General features: G+C 66.1%; 23 protein-coding genes. 18 read left to right on the top strand and 5 right to left on the bottom strand.

Annotated elements, in window-relative coordinates; all coding sequences use genetic code 11:
- Positions 1 to 151 precede the first annotated feature (151 nt).
- The 17 genes from rpsL to JJ685_RS12560 all read left to right on the top strand — a co-directional run bounded on the left by rpsL (position 152) and on the right by JJ685_RS12560 (position 12,317).
- A complete protein-coding gene (gene rpsL, locus JJ685_RS12640; protein ID WP_017759704.1) occupies positions 152 to 529 on the top strand; it encodes a 30S ribosomal protein S12 in 378 nt (125 codons plus the stop codon).
- Positions 530 to 686: 157 nt separating this feature from the next.
- A complete protein-coding gene (gene rpsG / locus JJ685_RS12635) occupies positions 687 to 1,160 on the top strand; it encodes a 30S ribosomal protein S7 (protein ID WP_201674570.1) in 474 nt (157 codons plus the stop codon).
- Positions 1,161 to 1,232: 72 nt separating this feature from the next.
- The gene (gene fusA, locus JJ685_RS12630) at positions 1,233 to 3,335 is read left to right on the top strand and encodes an elongation factor G (RefSeq protein WP_201674569.1); all 2,103 of its coding nucleotides are present in this window, start codon (positions 1,233 to 1,235) and stop codon (positions 3,333 to 3,335) included.
- Positions 3,336 to 3,565: 230 nt separating this feature from the next.
- Entirely contained in the window at positions 3,566 to 4,756 is a 1,191-nt protein-coding gene (gene tuf / locus JJ685_RS12625) for an elongation factor Tu (RefSeq protein ID WP_201674568.1), read from the top strand.
- 5 nt (positions 4,757 to 4,761) lie between these two features.
- A complete protein-coding gene (rpsJ, locus tag JJ685_RS12620; RefSeq protein WP_145895499.1) occupies positions 4,762 to 5,073 on the top strand; it encodes a 30S ribosomal protein S10 in 312 nt (103 codons plus the stop codon).
- A 180-nt stretch (positions 5,074 to 5,253) separates the two neighbouring features.
- Positions 5,254 to 6,618, top strand: a complete 1,365-nt coding sequence (locus JJ685_RS12615; protein ID WP_201674567.1) for an O-antigen ligase family protein — start codon at positions 5,254 to 5,256, stop codon at positions 6,616 to 6,618.
- Between the two features lie 165 nt (positions 6,619 to 6,783).
- Positions 6,784 to 7,476, top strand: a complete 693-nt coding sequence (rplC, locus tag JJ685_RS12610; protein ID WP_201674566.1) for a 50S ribosomal protein L3 — start codon at positions 6,784 to 6,786, stop codon at positions 7,474 to 7,476.
- Entirely contained in the window at positions 7,477 to 8,097 is a 621-nt protein-coding gene (gene rplD / locus JJ685_RS12605) for a 50S ribosomal protein L4 (protein WP_201674565.1), read from the top strand.
- A complete protein-coding gene (gene rplW, locus JJ685_RS12600) occupies positions 8,094 to 8,414 on the top strand; it encodes a 50S ribosomal protein L23 (RefSeq protein ID WP_201674564.1) in 321 nt (106 codons plus the stop codon). Before rplD ends, rplW begins: the two co-directional genes overlap by 4 nt.
- Positions 8,415 to 8,416: 2 nt before the next feature.
- Positions 8,417 to 9,241 carry a 50S ribosomal protein L2 gene (gene rplB, locus JJ685_RS12595; RefSeq protein WP_201674563.1) on the top strand — a complete coding sequence of 275 codons (825 nt, stop codon included), beginning with the start codon at positions 8,417 to 8,419 and terminating at the stop codon, positions 9,239 to 9,241.
- A 12-nt stretch (positions 9,242 to 9,253) separates the two neighbouring features.
- Positions 9,254 to 9,532, top strand: a complete 279-nt coding sequence (gene rpsS / locus JJ685_RS12590) for a 30S ribosomal protein S19 (RefSeq protein WP_201674562.1) — start codon at positions 9,254 to 9,256, stop codon at positions 9,530 to 9,532.
- A gap of 9 nt (positions 9,533 to 9,541) precedes the next feature.
- On the top strand, positions 9,542 to 9,874 hold the full coding sequence (rplV, locus tag JJ685_RS12585; RefSeq protein WP_201674561.1) for a 50S ribosomal protein L22: 333 nt from the start codon (positions 9,542 to 9,544) through the stop codon (positions 9,872 to 9,874).
- A 13-nt stretch (positions 9,875 to 9,887) separates the two neighbouring features.
- Positions 9,888 to 10,781, top strand: coding sequence for a 30S ribosomal protein S3 (gene rpsC / locus JJ685_RS12580; RefSeq protein ID WP_201674560.1), 894 nt, complete (start codon positions 9,888 to 9,890; stop codon positions 10,779 to 10,781).
- Between the two features lie 23 nt (positions 10,782 to 10,804).
- Positions 10,805 to 11,221, top strand: a complete 417-nt coding sequence (rplP, locus tag JJ685_RS12575; protein ID WP_201674559.1) for a 50S ribosomal protein L16 — start codon at positions 10,805 to 10,807, stop codon at positions 11,219 to 11,221.
- A 13-nt stretch (positions 11,222 to 11,234) separates the two neighbouring features.
- On the top strand, positions 11,235 to 11,450 hold the full coding sequence (gene rpmC / locus JJ685_RS12570; protein ID WP_201674558.1) for a 50S ribosomal protein L29: 216 nt from the start codon (positions 11,235 to 11,237) through the stop codon (positions 11,448 to 11,450).
- A gap of 2 nt (positions 11,451 to 11,452) precedes the next feature.
- Positions 11,453 to 11,722 carry a 30S ribosomal protein S17 gene (gene rpsQ / locus JJ685_RS12565; RefSeq protein WP_201674557.1) on the top strand — a complete coding sequence of 90 codons (270 nt, stop codon included), beginning with the start codon at positions 11,453 to 11,455 and terminating at the stop codon, positions 11,720 to 11,722.
- An 88-nt stretch (positions 11,723 to 11,810) separates the two neighbouring features.
- Positions 11,811 to 12,317 carry a peroxiredoxin gene (locus tag JJ685_RS12560; RefSeq protein WP_201674556.1) on the top strand — a complete coding sequence of 169 codons (507 nt, stop codon included), beginning with the start codon at positions 11,811 to 11,813 and terminating at the stop codon, positions 12,315 to 12,317.
- Positions 12,318 to 12,351: 34 nt separating this feature from the next.
- Here the strand turns inward: JJ685_RS12560 and JJ685_RS12555 are convergent, their stop codons facing one another.
- Complete coding sequence (locus JJ685_RS12555; RefSeq protein WP_201674555.1) at positions 12,352 to 12,882, bottom strand: GNAT family N-acetyltransferase; 531 nt, start codon at positions 12,880 to 12,882, stop codon at positions 12,352 to 12,354.
- 65 nt (positions 12,883 to 12,947) lie between these two features.
- Complete coding sequence (locus tag JJ685_RS12550; protein WP_201674554.1) at positions 12,948 to 13,610, bottom strand: cytochrome b/b6 domain-containing protein; 663 nt, start codon at positions 13,608 to 13,610, stop codon at positions 12,948 to 12,950.
- A 148-nt stretch (positions 13,611 to 13,758) separates the two neighbouring features.
- Here JJ685_RS12550 and JJ685_RS12545 point away from each other — a divergent pair, with 148 nt between their 5' ends.
- Positions 13,759 to 14,214, top strand: a complete 456-nt coding sequence (locus JJ685_RS12545) for a c-type cytochrome (protein WP_201674553.1) — start codon at positions 13,759 to 13,761, stop codon at positions 14,212 to 14,214.
- Between the two features lie 106 nt (positions 14,215 to 14,320).
- Here the strand turns inward: JJ685_RS12545 and JJ685_RS12540 are convergent, their stop codons facing one another.
- Genes JJ685_RS12540 through JJ685_RS12530 form a run of 3 tightly spaced genes read right to left on the bottom strand, consistent with a single transcriptional unit; the run spans position 14,321 to position 16,826 of the window.
- A complete protein-coding gene (locus tag JJ685_RS12540) occupies positions 14,321 to 14,818 on the bottom strand; it encodes a TlpA family protein disulfide reductase (RefSeq protein ID WP_201674552.1) in 498 nt (165 codons plus the stop codon).
- A 38-nt stretch (positions 14,819 to 14,856) separates the two neighbouring features.
- Positions 14,857 to 15,591, bottom strand: coding sequence for an alpha/beta fold hydrolase (locus JJ685_RS12535; protein ID WP_201674551.1), 735 nt, complete (start codon positions 15,589 to 15,591; stop codon positions 14,857 to 14,859).
- Positions 15,591 to 16,826 carry a CaiB/BaiF CoA transferase family protein gene (locus tag JJ685_RS12530; RefSeq protein WP_201674550.1) on the bottom strand — a complete coding sequence of 412 codons (1,236 nt, stop codon included), beginning with the start codon at positions 16,824 to 16,826 and terminating at the stop codon, positions 15,591 to 15,593. Before JJ685_RS12530 ends, JJ685_RS12535 begins: the two co-directional genes overlap by 1 nt.
- Between the last annotated feature and the right edge of the window lie 71 nt (positions 16,827 to 16,897).

Genomic DNA, 16,897 nt, shown 5'->3' with positions numbered 1-16,897 from the left:
CCCTTGGCGACCCCCGCCTCCGCGGGGTAGGACGGCCGACTCGGCTGTCATTTGCGGGTTTTCACCAGCCGGGATATACTCGCGGGCTTTCCCGCAATTTGGGGCGGGGAATGCTTTTGTCTGATTTCACGAACGTTTAGGGACGTTTTCAATGCCAACCATCAACCAGCTCGTGCGTCAGGGGCGCGAGGTCGAAAAGACCAAGTCGAAGTCCCCCGCGATGCAGAACAGCCCCCAGCGCCGTGGCGTGTGCACCCGCGTGTACACCACGACGCCGAAGAAGCCGAACTCGGCGCTTCGTAAAGTCGCCAAGGTGCGCCTGACCAACGGTTTCGAGGTCATCTCGTACATCGGCGGCGAAGGCCACAACCTGCAGGAGCACTCCGTGGTGCTCGTGCGCGGCGGCCGCGTGAAGGACCTGCCGGGCGTGCGTTACCACATCGTCCGCGGTTCGCTGGACCTGCAAGGCGTGAAGGATCGCAAGCAGTCCCGTTCCAAGTACGGCGCCAAGCGCCCGAAGAAGGCCTAAGAAGCCAACCAGGTTAGTTTGTCGGTGCTCTTCCAGCCCTGGCAGGCTGAGAAAAGCGTAGTGACCCTGAACAAGGGTCGAGTAAGTGGGAAGCCCTGATGGCTCCCGCGGCCCGGCCAGAGGCCATGGCCAACTGAAGCAAAGAGAGAGGTTAGAAATGCCACGTCGTCGCGAAGTCCCTAAGCGTGAAATCCTGCCGGATCCCAAGTACGGCAATGTCGAGCTCGCCAAGTTCATGAACGTCATCATGCAAGGCGGCAAGAAGGCGGTCGCCGAGCGCATCGTGTACGGTGCCCTCGAGCAGATCGAGAAGAAGAACCCCGGGCGCGATCCCCTGGAAGCCTTCACGATGGCCATCGCCAACGTGAAGCCCATGGTCGAAGTGAAGTCCCGCCGCGTCGGCGGCGCGAACTACCAGGTTCCCGTCGAGGTTCGCCCCGTGCGTCGCCTGGCCCTGTCGATGCGCTGGATCAAGGAAGCCGCCAAGAAGCGCGGCGAGAAGTCGATGGCCCTGCGGCTGGCCAACGAGCTCATGGAAGCCACCGAAGGCCGTGGCGGCGCCATGAAGAAGCGCGACGAAGTGCACCGCATGGCCGAGGCCAACAAGGCCTTCAGCCACTTCCGCTTCTAAGCATCGTCCCCATCTTGTGAAGGTGCGGGCCCGCCACGAGCGGGCCTGCGCCATTGAAGAAAGATTCTCATCATGGCTCGCAAAACGCCCATCGAGCGCTACCGCAACATCGGTATCTCCGCTCACATCGACGCCGGCAAGACCACGACCACCGAGCGCATCCTGTTCTACACGGGTGTGAACCACAAGATCGGCGAAGTGCACGACGGCGCCGCCACCATGGACTGGATGGAGCAGGAGCAGGAGCGCGGCATCACGATCACGTCTGCCGCCACCACCTGCTTCTGGAAGGGCATGGACCTGTCCTACCCGGAGCACCGCTTCAACATCATCGACACCCCCGGCCACGTGGACTTCACCATCGAGGTGGAGCGTTCCATGCGCGTGCTGGACGGCGCCTGCATGGTGTACTGCGCCGTGGGCGGCGTGCAGCCCCAGTCGGAAACCGTCTGGCGCCAGGCCAACAAGTACAAGGTGCCCCGCCTCGCGTTCGTCAACAAGATGGACCGTACCGGCGCCAACTTCTTCAAGGTCTATGACCAGATGCGCCTGCGCCTGAAGGCCAACCCCGTGCCGATCGTGATCCCGATCGGCGCCGAGGAAAGCTTCACCGGCGTGGTGGACCTGCTGAAGATGAAGGCCATCATCTGGGACGAGGCCTCGCAGGGCATGAAGTTCTCCTACGAGGACATCCCGGCCGAGCTGGTGGAAACCGCCAAGGAATGGCGCGAGAAGATGGTCGAGGCCGCCGCCGAAGCCACCGAGGAGCTGATGAACAAGTACCTCGAGGAAGGCGACCTGAGCGAAGCCGAGATCAAGCTGGGCCTGCGCACGCGCACGATCGCCACCGAGATCCAGCCGATGCTGTGCGGCACCGCCTTCAAGAACAAGGGCGTGCAGCGCATGCTGGACGCCGTGATCGACTTCCTGCCCTCGCCGGTGGACATCCCCCCGGTCGCCGGCACGGACGAAGACGAGAAGGAAACGACCCGCAAGGCGGACGACAACGAGAAGTTCTCGGCGCTTGCGTTCAAGCTGATGACGGACCCGTTCGTGGGCCAGCTGACCTTCGTGCGCGTGTACTCCGGCGTGCTGACCAAGGGGGACAGCGTCTACAACCCGGTGCGCGGCAAGAAGGAGCGCATCGGCCGGATCGTGCAGATGCACGCCAACAACCGCCTGGAAGTCGAAGAGATCCGCGCCGGCGACATCGCCGCCTGCGTGGGCCTGAAGGACGTGACCACGGGCGAAACCCTGTGCGATCCCAACTCCATCGTGACGCTGGAGCGCATGGTGTTCCCCGAGCCGGTGATCCGCCAGGCCGTGGAGCCCAAGACCAAGGCCGACCAGGAAAAGATGGGTGTGGCGCTGCAGCGCCTGGCCGCGGAAGACCCGTCGTTCCGCGTGAACACGGACGAGGAATCCGGCCAGACCATCATCGGCGGAATGGGCGAACTGCACCTGGAAATCATCGTCGACCGCATGAAGCGCGAGTTCGGCGTGGAGGCCAACGTGGGCAAGCCGCAGGTGGCCTACCGCGAGACCATCCGCCGCAAGGTGACCGACCAGGAAGGCAAGTTCGTTCGCCAGTCGGGCGGCAAGGGCCAGTACGGCCACGTCGTGTTCACGATCGAGCCGAACGAGACCGGCAAGGGCTTCGAGTTCATCGACGCCATCAAGGGCGGCGTGGTCCCGCGCGAGTACATCCCGGCGGTGCAGAAGGGCGTGGAAGAGGCCCTCAACTCCGGCGTGCTGGCGGGCTACCCGGTGGTGGACGTGAAGGTTGCGCTGACCTTCGGTTCGTACCACGAAGTGGACTCGTCCGAGCAGGCGTTCAAGATGGCCGCCATCTTCGGCTTCAAGGAAGGCGCGAAGAAGGCCAGCCCCGTGATCCTCGAGCCGATGATGGCCGTGGAAGTCGAGACGCCCGAGGAATACGCCGGCAACGTGATGGGCGACCTGTCGTCCCGTCGCGGCATGGTGCAGGGCATGGACGACATGATCGGCGGCGGCAAGATCATCAAGGCGGAAGTCCCGCTGTCCGAGATGTTCGGCTACTCGACGACGCTGCGCTCGATGTCGCAGGGCCGCGCGACGTACACGATGGAGTTCAAGCACTACGCCGAAGCTCCGAAGAACGTCGCCGAAAGCATCATCGCCGCCCGCACGAAGTAAGCAAAACCTAACAGCCGAACGCAGAGGGCGCAAAAGCACGCAGAAGACGCAGAAGAACATCCATCAAGAGGATTCCTTCTGCGACCTTTGCGAGCCCTCTGCGACCTCTGCGTTCGGTATCTTGTTTTGTCTGCGATCCCGCGCCTCTCGTTGCCCGTGGCGAGAGAACGAGCAGCGGGATGCAGACGTAAAACCCTCACACGGGCATAGCTCTTTCTGGAGATTTTTCAATGGCAAAAGGCAAGTTCGAGCGGACCAAGCCGCACGTCAACGTCGGCACGATCGGTCACGTCGACCACGGCAAGACGACCCTGACCGCGGCGATCACCACGGTTCTCTCTGCCAAGTTCGGCGGTGAAGCCAAGGCGTACGACCAGATCGACGCGGCTCCCGAAGAAAAGGCCCGCGGCATCACGATCAACACCGCCCACGTCGAGTACGAGACCAAGGCGCGCCACTACGCGCACGTCGACTGCCCCGGCCACGCCGACTACGTGAAGAACATGATCACCGGTGCCGCCCAGATGGACGGTGCGATCCTGGTCGTGTCGGCCGCCGACGGCCCGATGCCCCAGACGCGCGAGCACATCCTGCTGAGCCGCCAGGTGGGCGTGCCCTACATCATCGTCTTCCTGAACAAGGCCGACATGGTGGACGACGCCGAACTGCTGGAACTGGTCGAGATGGAAGTGCGCGAGCTGCTGTCCAAGTACGACTTCCCCGGCGACGACACCCCGATCATCAAGGGCTCGGCCAAGCTGGCGCTCGAAGGCGACAAGGGCGAGCTGGGCGAGCAGGCCATCATGAAGCTGGCCGATGCGCTGGATAGCTACATCCCGACGCCCGAGCGCGCCATCGACGGCACCTTCCTGATGCCCGTGGAAGACGTGTTCTCCATCTCCGGCCGCGGCACCGTGGTCACCGGCCGTATCGAGCGCGGCGTGATCAAGGTCGGCGAGGAAATCGAGATCGTGGGCATCAAGACCACGCAGAAGACCACCTGCACCGGCGTGGAAATGTTCCGCAAGCTGCTGGACCAGGGCCAGGCCGGCGACAACGTCGGTATCCTGCTGCGCGGCACCAAGCGCGAAGAAGTCGAGCGCGGCCAGGTGCTGTGCAAGCCCGGCTCCATCAAGCCGCACACGCACTTCACCGCCGAGGTGTACGTGCTGAGCAAGGACGAGGGCGGCCGCCACACGCCGTTCTTCAACAACTACCGCCCGCAGTTCTACTTCCGCACGACCGACGTGACCGGCTCCATCGAGCTGCCGAAGGACAAGGAAATGGTCATGCCCGGCGACAACGTGACGATCACGGTCAAGCTGATCGCCCCGATCGCCATGGAAGAAGGCCTGCGCTTCGCCATCCGCGAAGGCGGCAAGACCGTCGGCGCCGGCGTCGTCGCCAAGATCATGGAGTAATCGAGATGGCCCAGCAGAAGATCCGCATCCGCCTCAAGGCCTTCGATTACAAGCTGATCGACCAGTCCGCCGCCGAGATCGTCGACACCGCCAAGCGCACCGGCGCCATCGTCAAGGGCCCCGTGCCCCTGCCGACGCGCATGAAGCGCTTCGACATCCTGCGTTCGCCGCACGTCAACAAGTCGAGCCGCGACCAGTTCGAGATCCGCACGCACCAGCGCCTGATGGACATCGTCGACCCGACCGACAAGACGGTCGACGCCCTGATGAAGCTGGACCTGCCCGCGGGCGTGGACGTGGAAATCAAGCTGCAGTAAACCTGCCGCCCTGCCGGAAAGGCCGCCCTCGGGCGGCTTTTCCTTTTGGGGCACGGCCAGGGTGAGGCGCGCATCACTCCTCTCACCATTCGGACCGGCAATGAGAGCGCTTATGATCGCCCGCGAGGCAGTTGCCGCACCAAGGCAATCCATGCGTGCGGATCCAGGGGGAATTTCTTCATGACGGGCATTGAAGCGCGGAAATCGAGGTGGGCCGGCATTCTGGTGACGTGCTTCGTGGCCGCTATCTTCTACGGCGACGTGTTCGTCGGCGTGACGCTTCCCCTGGGCGTGTTCTTCCTGCTGGGATGCCTCCTGCTCGGGGGCATCAGGCGCCCCGCCGGAAGGCTCGTGGTGCCCCTCCTGCTGCTCGGTGGGCTCGGGGTCGTCGTGGGAGTGCAGGCCTTGACCGGTCAGCCCCCGAACGGCAAGGCCGACATGGTCGCGTACCTGCCGGTCGCATACGCCGTCCTTGCTCTCGTGGTCCTTGGCGGGAAGGGGATTCCGGATGACCTCCTTCGCAAAGGAATCATCGGCGGAGGCTTGATCACCGGCCTCGTCATGTGTGGAATGTTCCTGTTCGCCGGGGACGACACCTACCTCGTGCGAAGCCAGTTCCTCGTCGGCAAGGGCACCTACGCGGACCACCTGAAGAAGTACGGCAGGACCGTGCCGCAACCCGCCCCGGACGCTGCCGTCTCGCCGCGCACGGGCGAAGGGACCGGAACCTCGCCGCGCGCCGGCGGTGGGGGTCAACGCGCGTCGGTGCCGAGAATCCAGCCCGACGTGACTGCCGAGTTCGCTCCCCCAACCGACAGCGCGTCCATGCAGATGTATGGCGTGAAGAGCCGTGCCCGCAATGCGCTCGGTTTCTCGAATTACATAGCGGCCTTCCTGGTGTTCTGCTTCACGGTTTGCCTGTTCACGCGCCGCTTCCTGCTCGCGGCCGTGTTCGTACTGCTGACCTGCGGGACCTTGTCGCGGTTCGGATTCGGGTTCCTGGCGCTTGCCGCCCTGCTGTGGTTGATGGGGCGCAAGCCGTCCGGGGGCGCGAAACTTGGCCTGGGCACCCTGGTCGTGGTGGTTTGCGGCTTGTTCCTCCTGGTGGCCGCGGGGGACATGATCGCCCGTTACCCCCCGCTCGCCTCCATTTCGGCGCGGATCTCCTACTGGCAGAGCGGGGCGCGCGTGCTGATGGACAGCCCGCTGATCGGACAGCCGCGTTCCTTCATCATGGCTGCCCACGATTACAGCGTGTTCTGGAATCCGCACAACGCGGTGCTCTGGATCGGTGCCCTGTTTGGCCTGGTCGGCATCGGACTGTGCATCGCCTATTACGCGCTGGTGCTGCGCACCGCGTGCGCGCGCGCGCAGACGTCCGACGTCTGGGCGGGCGTTTACTTCGGCCTGGTGGTGCTGACGGCCTGGAGCCTGGTCGAGCCGCTCTCGATGTCGCCCGCCTACGAACTGCTGTTCGCCACCTGCCTCGCGCTGGGGCGCCCGGCGGAAGAGCCGGCGCTCACCATGCGAGCCGCCTACGCCTGAGTCTTCCCGGCACGCGGGCTGGGGGGCTGGCAGCCCCGTTGCAGCCATGCTATACTGCTTGGCTTCGCTTGCCAAAGGTGGGCGAAGCTATTCATCAACCCTCTCTCGCATCCCAAACGCGGCAGCCAATTGCAGCGGCCGCGGCGAGAGCAACGGAGTAACAACATGAGTCTGAGCAGCCTCGGGTTGCTGGGCCGCAAGGTGGGCATGATGCGCCTGTTCACCGATGACGGGGACGCCGTTCCCGTCACGGTGCTGGACGTGTCCAACAACCGCGTGACCCAGGTCAAGAACCAGGACAACGACGGCTACGTGGCCCTCCAGGTCACGTACGGCTCGCGCAGGACCTCGCGCGTGACCAAGCCGATCGCCGGCCACCTCGCCAAGGCGGGTGTCGAAGCCGGTGAGATCATCCGTGAATTCCGCGTCGACGCCGACACCGCCGGCAAGTACGCCGCCGGCGCGCAGGTCCCTGTGCAGGCCGTCTTCTCCGCCGGCCAGCTGGTCGACGTGCAGGGCGTGTCCATCGGCAAGGGCTTCACCGGCACGATCAAGCGCCACAACTTCAGTTCGCAGCGCGCCTCCCACGGTAACTCCCGTTCGCACAACGTCCCCGGCTCCATCTCGATGGCGCAGGATCCGGGCCGCGTGTTCCCGGGCAAGAAGATGTCCGGCCACCTGGGCGACGTGACGACCACCGTGCAGAACCTCGACGTGATCCGCGTCGACGAGACCCGCGGCCTGCTGATGGTCAAGGGTGCCGTCCCGGGCGCGAAGAACGGCTTCGTGACCGTCCGCCTGGCCGCCAAGGGCCAGCCGAAGCCGGTCGCTCCCGCTGCCGAGAAGGGGAAGAAGTAAATGCAACTCGAACTCCTGAACGAGCAGGGCCAGGCCGCGTCGAAGTTCGACGCCCCTGAAACCGTGTTCGGCCGCGAATACAACGAAGCGCTGGTTCACCAGATCGTCGTCGCCTTCCAGGCCAACGCCCGCCAGGGCACGCGCGCCCAGAAGGACCGCGAGCAGGTCAAGCACTCGACCAAGAAGCCGTTCCGCCAGAAGGGCACGGGCCGCGCCCGCGCCGGCATGACGTCCTCCCCGCTGTGGCGTGGGGGCGGCCGGATCTTCCCGAACAGCCCGGACGAGAACTTCACCCAGAAGATCAACAAGAAGATGTACCGCGCCGGCATGGCCTCCATCTTCTCCCAGCTGGCCCGTGACGGTCGCCTGGCGGTCGTCGACTCCCTGAAGGTCGACAGCCCCAAGACCAAGCAGCTGGCCGCCAAGTTCAAGGCCATGAACCTGGAGTCGGTGATGGTGATCGCCGACCAGATCGACGAGAACCTGTACCTCGCGTCGCGCAACCTGCCGCACGTGTACATCGTCGAGCCCCGCTACGCCGACCCGGTGTCGCTTGTCCATTACAAGAAAGTGCTCGTCACCAAGGGCGCGATCGACAAGCTCAAGGAGATGTTCGCATGAGCGCCGCTCCCAAAAAGTTTGACGAAGGCCGCCTGATGCAGGTGCTCGTCGCTCCGATCATCTCGGAGAAGGCGACCATGGTGGCCGACAAGACCAACGCGGTGACCTTCAAGGTCCTGCAGGATGCGACCAAGCCCGAGATCAAGGCCGCCGTGGAACTGATGTTCAACGTGCAGGTGAAGGGCGTCTCGGTCGCCAACATCAAGGGCAAGCAGAAGCGCTTCGGCCGCTCGCAGGGCCGCCGCGACAACATCCGCAAGGCGTATGTGTCGCTGATGCCCGGCCAGGAGCTGAACTTCTCCGGGGAGGCCGCTTAATCATGGCAGTCATCAAGATCAAACCCACCTCCCCCGGCAACCGGGGCATGGTGAAGATCTCGCGCGACCACCTGCACAAGGGCGCCCCGTACGCCCCGCTGCTGGAGCCGCAGATCCAGAAGGCCGGCCGCAACAACAACGGCCACATCACGACCCGCCACAAGGGCGGCGGCCACAAGCACCACTACCGCGTGGTCGATTTCGTCCGCAACAAGGACGGCATCCCGGCGAAGGTGGAGCGCATCGAGTACGACCCGAACCGCTCGGCCCACATCGCCCTGGTGGTGTACGCCGACGGCGAGCGCCGCTACGTGATCGCCCCGCGCGGCCTGGAAGTGGGCTCCACGGTGGTGTCCGGTTCCGAGGCGCCGATCCGCGCCGGCAACACGCTGCCGATCCGCAACATCCCGGTGGGTTCCACGATCCACTGCATCGAGCTGCAGCCCGGCAAGGGCGCGCAGATCGCGCGTTCGGCCGGCACGTCGGCCACGCTGCTGGCCCGCGAAGGCACCTACGCCCAGGTCCGCATGCGCTCCGGTGAGGTCCGCAAGATCCACATCGAGTGCCGCGCCACCATCGGCGAAGTCGCGAACGAAGAGCACAGCCTGCGCCAGCTCGGCAAGGCCGGCGTCAAGCGCCACATGGGCATCCGCCCGACCGTCCGCGGCGTGGTGATGAACCCGATCGACCACCCGCACGGCGGCGGCGAGGGCAAGACCGGCGAGGGCCGCCACCCTGTCGACCCGTGGGGCAACCTGACCAAGGGTTACCGTACTCGCAACAACAAGCGCACGCAGACGTTCATCGTCTCGCGCCGCAAGAAGTAAGGGGTCCGCAACATGACGCGTTCTCTCAAGAAGGGTCCGTTCGTGGACCACCACCTGGTGGCCAAGGTCGAGAAGGCCACCGCCATCAAGGACAAGAAGCCGATCAAGACCTGGTCGCGCCGCTCGATGATCCTGCCCGATTTCATCGGGCTGACCATCGCCGTGCACAACGGCAAGCAGCACGTGCCGGTCTACATCACCGACCAGATGGTGGGCCACAAGCTGGGCGAATTCGCCCTGACGCGCACCTTCAAGGGTCACCCCGCGGACAAGAAAGTCCAGAAGAAGTGAGGATGAACCATGGCTGAAACCAAAGCGATCCTCCGCGGCGTGCGCCTGTCCGTCGACAAGGGCCGCCTCGTGGCCGACCTGATCCGCGGCAAGAAGGTGGACCAGGCGCTGAACATCCTGAACTTCACCCAGAAGAAGGGTGCCGTCATCGTCAAGAAGGTGCTGGAGTCCGCGATCGCGAACGCCGAGCACAACGACGGCGTCGACATCGACGAGCTGAGCGTGAAGAGCATCTACGTGGAACAGGGCACGACGCTGAAGCGATTCACCGCGCGCGCCAAGGGCCGCGGCAACCGCATCAGCAAGGGCACGTGCCACGTGTACGTGACCGTGGGCAACTAAGGCAGGAAGAACTATGGGACAGAAGATCCATCCGACCGGCTTCCGCCTGGCCGTCACCCGCAGCTGGAATTCCCGCTGGTACGCGAACAACCGTGACTTCGCCGGCATGCTGGGCGAGGACATCAAGGTCCGCGACTACCTGAAGACGAAGCTGAAGAACGCCGCGGTCTCCCGCGTGCTGATCGAGCGTCCGGCCAAGAACGCCCGCATCACGATCTACTCCGCCCGTCCCGGCGTGGTGATCGGCAAGAAGGGCGAGGACATCGAGAACCTGAAGAAGGAACTCGCCACCCGCCTGGGCGTGCCGGTCGCGGTGAACATCGAGGAAGTGCGCAAGCCCGAAGTCGATGCCCAACTGATCGCCGACTCGATCACCCAGCAGCTCGAGAAGCGCATCATGTTCCGCCGCGCGATGAAGCGCGCGATGCAGAACGCCATGCGCCTCGGCGCCCAGGGCATCAAGATCATGTCGTCGGGCCGCCTGAACGGCATCGAGATCGCCCGCACCGAGTGGTACCGCGAAGGCCGCGTGCCGCTGCACACGCTGCGCGCCGACATCGACTACGGCTTCTCCGAAGCCAAGACCACCTACGGCGTCATCGGCGTCAAGGTGTGGGTCTACAAGGGTGACACGCTGGGTCGCACCGACCTGCCGTCGCTCGACTCCACGCCGCGTCCCGAAGGCGAAGAGCGCCGTGGCCCGCGCGGCCCGCGCCGTGACGGCGACCGCCGTGGCGGCCCCGGCGGCGACCGCCGTGGCGGCCCCGGCCGTGGCCCCCGCCGCGACGCCGGTGCGACCAACGTCGCTCCCGCCGAAGGTGGCGACAAGCCCGCTGAAGCAACCGCAGGCGCGGAAGCGCCGAAATCTACCGTTAAGCGCGTTCCCGCGCCGGGCAGCAAGCGCTGATCCGACGGTAAAGGAGAGAAGAAATGCTGCAACCTGCTCGCCGCAAATACCGCAAAGAGCAAAAAGGCCGCAACACGGGCATTGCCACCACCGGCAATTCCGTGGCGTTCGGTGACTTCGGCCTGAAGTGCACCGACCGCGGCCGCCTGACCGCCCGCCAGATCGAGGCCGCGCGTCGCGCGATCTCCCGTCACGTGAAGCGTGGCGGCCGCATCTGGATCCGCGTGTTCCCGGACAAGCCGATCTCCCAGAAGCCCGCCGAAGTCCGCATGGGCAACGGCAAGGGCAACCCGGAGTACTACGTGGCCGAGATCCAGCCGGGCAAGATCGTGTTCGAGATCGTCGGCGTGCCCGAGGAACTCGCGCGCGAAGCGTTCAAGCTGGCCGCCGCCAAGCTGCCGCTGCGCACCACGTTCGTTTCCCGCATGATCGGCGCCTGAGGAGGAGAGAACCATGACCGTGAAAGCCAAGGATCTCCGCACCAAGGACGCCGCCGGCCTGGAAGCCGAAGTGAAGTCCCTGCAGAAGGCCCATTTCGGCCTGCGCATGCAGAAGGCCACTCAACAGCTCAACAACACCGCCACGCTGCGTTCCACGCGCCGTGACATCGCTCGCGCCAAGACCATCCTGGCCCAGAAGCGTGCGGAATCCGCCAAGTCCAAGGAGTGAACATGACGGAAGCCAAGCCCTCCCTCAAGCGCACTCTCGTCGGCAAGGTGGTGAGCGACAAGCGCGCCAAGACCGTGACCGTGCTGGTCGAACGCCGCGTGAAGCACCCGCTGTACGGCAAGATCGTGATCAAGTCGAGCAAGTACCACGCGCACGACGAAGCCGGCCAGTTCCACACTGGCGACGTGATCGAGATCCAGGAAAGCCGTCCGATCTCCAAGACCAAGAACTGGGTCGCGACCCGTCTGGTGGAGAAGGCCATCGAGGTCTAAAGCCTCGCTGCGCTGCAGGCAATACGGAAACGGCCCACAATCGTGGGCCGTTTTCTTTTGTCCGGCATTTTTTCTCGAGGAGAAGCACATGATCCAGGTCGGCGACCAACTCCCTGACGTCACCCTGCAGGAATATTCGGAAGTCGAGGGCAACGGCTGCTCGATCGGCCCCAATCCCGTGAAGGTGCGCGACGTGGCCAAGGGCAAGACCATCGCGCTGTTCGCGCTGCCTGGCGCGTTCACGCCCACCTGCTCCGCCAAGCACGTGCCCGGCTACGTCGAGAAGTTCGACGAGCTGAAGAAGGCCGGCGTCGACGAGATCTGGTGCCTGAGCGTGAACGACGCCTTCGTGATGGGCGCCTGGGCCCGCGACCAGAAGAGCGGCGGCAAGGTGCGCATGCTGGCCGACGGCAGCGGCGACTTCGCGAAGGCGACCGGCCTGACGCTGGACCTCACCGCCCGCGGCATGGGCGTGCGCAGCCAGCGCTATTCGATGGTCGTCAAGGATGGCAAGGTGGCCAGCCTGAACGTCGAGGGGCCGGGCAAGTTCGAGGTGAGCGACGCGGGGACGCTTCTGTCGCAGGTGCGCGGCTGAGCCTTCTTCCCTCCCCCGCAGGGGAGGGCGTGAATCACCCCCGGCTGCTCAAAGGCGCCGGGGCCGTCACCCAGAGGTCCGCCTTGAGGTAGTGCGCCCCCGGGATGGGGTTGTGATAGTAGGGCGGGATGTCCTCGAAGCCGAGGTCGTCGTAGAGGGCGCGCGCGGCCTCCATGTCGTCCAGCGTGTCCAGCAGCACGCAGGCATAGCCCGCTTGGCGCGCGGCATCCATCGCCGCTTCGGCCAGCTGGCGGCCCAGGCCGAAACCGCGGAAGGGCTTGCGCACGTACAGGCGCTTCATCTCCGCCGCGTCGGGATAGTCGGCGTTGTCCAGCGGGCGCAGCGCGCAGCAGCCGGCGACTTCGCCGTCCACGCGCGCGATGAACAGCGCACCGCGCGGTGGTGCGTACTCGCCGGGCAGGCCGGCGAGTTCCTCATCGAGGCTCTGGAAGCAGAGGTCGACTCCGAGGCCCTCGGCGTACTCGCGGATGACGGCGCGCACCTCGTCCAGTTCGCGCCCCGCGGGAGTGGTCAGTTCGATGACCGGTAAAGGGGCTGTGTCCAAGATCCGGGAGGGAAGTCCATGGACGCCGGATTTTAGCGACCCGACACGGCCGAGCTTAAACCGGCCTACCCCAGCTTGACGATCCACGTGACCAGCCCGGCGCAGGCCAGCGCCACGGCGACGGCCACCGTGCGCGAGCCGAAGTCGTCGCGCGCCGAGGGTGCCGCGTGCGCGAGCTCCTTGTCGCCGGTGATCATGGGCCGCACCAGCACCTGCCGCCTCCGGCGCACGTAGAACGCGATCGCCGCGATGTGAAGCAGCACCAACCCGATCACCAGCCACTGGCCCACCTTGCGGTGGTAGGAGGTGAGCGCCAGCCCCCGCGCGCTGGACACGAAGCGATTGAGCGGCCCGGTGAAGGCCACTTCATCGTCGGTGAACAGGCCGGTGCCCGCCTGCGCGAGCAGCGCCAGCAGCATCGCGAAGACCGAAGCGGCCCCGAGCGGGGTGTGTCCCACGAGGTGGTCGGGATGCGCGCGGCCGACCAGGTAGGCCATGACATGGGTCGGCGCATAGAGGAAGGAGCGGAAGCGCGACCAGAGTCCGCCGATGAAGCCCCACACCAGCCGGAACAGCAGCAGGCCCAGCACGGTATAGCCGAGCCTCGCGTGCCACTCGAGGGCCTCGCCGCCCACCTTGCCCGTCGCGACGAGCCCCACCACGCACATCGCAAGTAACCAATGGAATAAACGCGTGGGAAGGTCCCAGACGCGGACGCGGTAAGACATCGATCTTCCTGTTATTGGCGTAAGGCCCGATGGCCCGGGCCCGACGTATTAGTAAATTCCCGCGATGGCGAGTTCCCGACCGAACTTTTTTCACGGGCCCTGGTCATCCGCTGTGGCACCCGCCACTTTACCCACCGGAGAAGAATCGATGAAAGTTGTAGCCTCCCTGGCCCTCGCGGCCGCGGCCGTCACCCTCGCCGCACCGGCTTCGGCCCAGTTCGCGAAACCGGAAGACGCCGTCAAGTACCGCCAGAGCGCCATGTTCATCATGGGCCAGCACTTCGGCCGCATCGGCGCGATGGTCAACGGCAAGGCCCCGTACGACGCCGCCGCCGCCGCGGCCAGCGCGGAGGTCGTGGCCGACATGGCGAAGCTGCCGTGGCCCGGCTTCCATCCCAGTACCGACAAGATCACGCAGACCAAGGCGAAGCCGGAGATCTATGCCGAGCCGGCCAAGTTCAAGGAAGCGTCGGAGAAGCTGCAGGCCGAAGCGCCCAAGCTGGCGACCGTGGCCAAGGCCAACAACCTCGACACCCTGAAGGCGCAGTTCGGCGAAACCGCCAAGGCGTGCAAGGGCTGCCACGACAACTTCCGCAACCAGTAAACCCACCCCCGTCATTCCCGCGCAGGCGGGAATCCAGGGCATCCAGAACAAAAGCGGCCGATGGCCGCTTTTGCATCTCCGGCCCCCGACTGCGCGGGGGTGCCGTTCAGGACTCCGCCAGCAGTTTCTCGATCAGGCGATGCAGTTCGGCGAAGTCCGGCTCGCCGACATAGCGCTTCACGATCTCGCCCTTCCTGTTCACCAGGTAGCTGGTGGGCGTCAGGCGCACCTCGCCCCAGGCCTGGGCCACCGCGCCGGTGTTGTCGATGGCCACCTTGAACGGCAGCTTGCGCGTCTCGGCGTAGTTCACCACGTAGCTGGGCGGGTCGTAGCTCATGGCCACGCCGATGTGCTCGTAGCCCTTCGCGTGGTACTTGTCGTAGGTGGAGACCATCTTCGGCATCTCCGCCACGCAGGTCACGCAGCTGGTGGCCCAGAAGTTCACCAGGGCGACCTTGCCCTTCAGTCCCGCCGTGGTCTCCTTCGAGCCATCCAGCAGTACGAAGGTGGTCTGCGGCGCGGCCTGCGAGCCGCCCACGACGAAGAAAGCGCCCGCGGCCGCGATGACCACCGCCGCCGTCCCGAGGATCCACTGCTTGCCCATGCCGCGATTCTCTCCCAGGCCGGAAGCCCGCGCCCGGATCAGGCGCAATCGACCAGCAGGCGCACCAGTTCGCCCGGCGCGCTGACCATGGGGTCGTGCCCGGTCGCCAGCTCCCGCACCCGGGCACCGCCGCCGCGCTGCCACTCGCCCTCCCAGAAGCTCGCGTCGCGTACGCGCGGCCGGATCGAGTCGATCGTCCCCAGCCGCGGCTGCACGCAGTCGATGAAGGTGCGGGGCACGGACGCCACGCGCCGGGGGTCGAACTGCAGCGGCGCCTGGTAGGTGTGGCCGGGGTGCGGCGTCTGCCGGCGCTGCACCCAGGCGTGGTCTTCGGCCGCGAGGCCGAACACGGACGGATCCGGCGGCGGGAAGCTGAACTCCGGCGACGCCTTGGCCGCCGCCAGCCGCGCCTCGCGCGTGGCGCTGGCGTGCGTGCTGCTCCAGCTCTCGCCCGGCTTCGGCACCACCGCATCGACGTAGACCAGGTGCTTCAGGCGTCCGGGCATGCGGTCGGCGATCGCCGTGCCGATCATTCCGGCATAGGAGTGAACGGCCAGCACCACGTCCTGCAGTTCCTCGGCCTCGATGGTGTTGGCGACATCGTCGATGTGCGTCTCCAGCGTGATCAGCGACGACATCAGGTGCGCCCGCTCGCCGACGCCCGTGAGCGTCACGGCCAGCGCGCGGTGCCCCTGCGCGTGCAGCGCATCGACCACCCGCCGCCAGGCCCAGGCGCCATGCCAGGCGCCGTGCACGAGGACGAAGTTCGCCATCAGATCACCTCACTGGCGCGCAGCGCGCGGATCCGTTCCTCGTCCCAGCCCAGCACGCTCGCGAGCACCTGCTCGGTGTGCTGGCCCAGCAGCGGCGGCGGCAGATCGGTGCGCACCGGGGTGCCACTGAGCTTGAGCGGGCTGCCGACGAGGTTCAGCGCCCCGGACAATGGATGCTCCCACTCATGCACCATGCCGCGCTCGCGCACCTGCGGGTCGGCGAACACCTCGCCGATGCTGTTGATTGCGCCGCAGGGCACCTTGGCCGCCTCCAGCGCCGCCAGCCAGTCGGCCTTGCGGCGCGTCTTCAACACTTCCTCCAGCATCGGCACCAGCACGGCGCGGTTGCGCACGCGGTCCTGGTTCCTGGCGAAGCGCGGGTCGCTGGCGAGCTCGGGCCGGCCCGCCACCTGGCAGAACTTGGCGTACTGGCCGTCGTTGCCCACCGCCAGGATGATGTGGTCCTTGTGGCCGTCGTCCGCCGGCGCGACCTCGAACACCTGGTAGGGCACGATGTTCTGGTGCGCGTTGCCGGCGCGGCCGGGCACCTTGCCGCTCACCAGGTAGTTCGCCCCCAGGTTGGCCAGCATCGCGACCTGCGTGTCGAGCAGGGCCATGTCCAGGTGCTGGCCCTCGCCGGTGCGCTCGGCGTGGCGCACCGCCGCCAGGATGCCCACGGTGGCATACATGCCCGTGAACAGGTCGGCCACGGCCACGCCCACCTTCTGCGGACCGCCGCCGAGGTCGTCGCGCTCGCCGGTGATGCTCATGAGGCCGCCCATGCCCTGGATCGCATAGTCGTAGCCGGCGCGCTCGCGGTAGGGGCCGGTCTGGCCGAAGCCCGTCACGCTGCAGTACACGAGGCCGGGGTTCACCGCCTTCAGCGATTCGTAGTCGAGGCCGTAGCGCGCCATGTCGCCGACCTTGAAGTTCTCCACGAAGACATGGCAGTGCCGCGCGAGTTCGCGGATCAGCGCCTGGCCGTCGGGCTGCGCGATGTCGCAGGTGACGGAGCGCTTGTTGCGGTTGGTGCCGAGGTAGTAGGCGGCTTCGTGCGTGTCCTGGCCGGCGCGGTCCTTCAGGAACGGCGGCCCCCAGGCACGGGTGTCGTCGCCCGTGCCGGGCCGTTCGATCTTGATCACGTCGGCGCCCAGGTCCGCCAGGGTCTGGGTGCACCACGGGCCGGCCAGCACGCGCGACAGGTCGAGCACGCGGATTCCATCGAGAGCATTCATGCGCGCATTATCGGGAAACCGATAATGCGTCCAGCGGTCCGCCAGAGGCCGCCGCCGTCCCCCGAAGAAAC

The organism is Ramlibacter monticola, from assembly GCF_016722785.1.
Lineage (GTDB): Bacteria > Pseudomonadota > Gammaproteobacteria > Burkholderiales > Burkholderiaceae_C > Ramlibacter > Ramlibacter monticola.
This window is presented reverse-complemented; position numbering and strand designations above follow the sequence as displayed.

What these genes read in the sequence shown, in the direction of transcription:
- rpsL (WP_017759704.1), top strand. Translation starts at nt 152, where the DNA reads ATGCCAACCATCAACCAGCTCGTGCGTCAGGGGCGCGAGGTCGAAAAG.
- rpsG (WP_201674570.1), top strand. Translation starts at nt 687, where the DNA reads ATGCCACGTCGTCGCGAAGTCCCTAAGCGTGAAATCCTGCCGGATCCC.
- fusA (WP_201674569.1), top strand. Translation starts at nt 1,233, where the DNA reads ATGGCTCGCAAAACGCCCATCGAGCGCTACCGCAACATCGGTATCTCC.
- tuf (WP_201674568.1), top strand. Translation starts at nt 3,566, where the DNA reads ATGGCAAAAGGCAAGTTCGAGCGGACCAAGCCGCACGTCAACGTCGGC.
- rpsJ (WP_145895499.1), top strand. Translation starts at nt 4,762, where the DNA reads ATGGCCCAGCAGAAGATCCGCATCCGCCTCAAGGCCTTCGATTACAAG.
- JJ685_RS12615 (WP_201674567.1), top strand. Translation starts at nt 5,254, where the DNA reads ATGACGGGCATTGAAGCGCGGAAATCGAGGTGGGCCGGCATTCTGGTG.
- rplC (WP_201674566.1), top strand. Translation starts at nt 6,784, where the DNA reads ATGAGTCTGAGCAGCCTCGGGTTGCTGGGCCGCAAGGTGGGCATGATG.
- rplD (WP_201674565.1), top strand. Translation starts at nt 7,477, where the DNA reads ATGCAACTCGAACTCCTGAACGAGCAGGGCCAGGCCGCGTCGAAGTTC.
- rplW (WP_201674564.1), top strand. Translation starts at nt 8,094, where the DNA reads ATGAGCGCCGCTCCCAAAAAGTTTGACGAAGGCCGCCTGATGCAGGTG.
- rplB (WP_201674563.1), top strand. Translation starts at nt 8,417, where the DNA reads ATGGCAGTCATCAAGATCAAACCCACCTCCCCCGGCAACCGGGGCATG.
- rpsS (WP_201674562.1), top strand. Translation starts at nt 9,254, where the DNA reads ATGACGCGTTCTCTCAAGAAGGGTCCGTTCGTGGACCACCACCTGGTG.
- rplV (WP_201674561.1), top strand. Translation starts at nt 9,542, where the DNA reads ATGGCTGAAACCAAAGCGATCCTCCGCGGCGTGCGCCTGTCCGTCGAC.
- rpsC (WP_201674560.1), top strand. Translation starts at nt 9,888, where the DNA reads ATGGGACAGAAGATCCATCCGACCGGCTTCCGCCTGGCCGTCACCCGC.
- rplP (WP_201674559.1), top strand. Translation starts at nt 10,805, where the DNA reads ATGCTGCAACCTGCTCGCCGCAAATACCGCAAAGAGCAAAAAGGCCGC.
- rpmC (WP_201674558.1), top strand. Translation starts at nt 11,235, where the DNA reads ATGACCGTGAAAGCCAAGGATCTCCGCACCAAGGACGCCGCCGGCCTG.
- rpsQ (WP_201674557.1), top strand. Translation starts at nt 11,453, where the DNA reads ATGACGGAAGCCAAGCCCTCCCTCAAGCGCACTCTCGTCGGCAAGGTG.
- JJ685_RS12560 (WP_201674556.1), top strand. Translation starts at nt 11,811, where the DNA reads ATGATCCAGGTCGGCGACCAACTCCCTGACGTCACCCTGCAGGAATAT.
- JJ685_RS12550 (WP_201674554.1), bottom strand. Translation starts at nt 13,610, where the DNA reads ATGTCTTACCGCGTCCGCGTCTGGGACCTTCCCACGCGTTTATTCCAT.
- JJ685_RS12545 (WP_201674553.1), top strand. Translation starts at nt 13,759, where the DNA reads ATGAAAGTTGTAGCCTCCCTGGCCCTCGCGGCCGCGGCCGTCACCCTC.
- JJ685_RS12540 (WP_201674552.1), bottom strand. Translation starts at nt 14,818, where the DNA reads ATGGGCAAGCAGTGGATCCTCGGGACGGCGGCGGTGGTCATCGCGGCC.
- JJ685_RS12535 (WP_201674551.1), bottom strand. Translation starts at nt 15,591, where the DNA reads ATGGCGAACTTCGTCCTCGTGCACGGCGCCTGGCATGGCGCCTGGGCC.
- JJ685_RS12530 (WP_201674550.1), bottom strand. Translation starts at nt 16,826, where the DNA reads ATGAATGCTCTCGATGGAATCCGCGTGCTCGACCTGTCGCGCGTGCTG.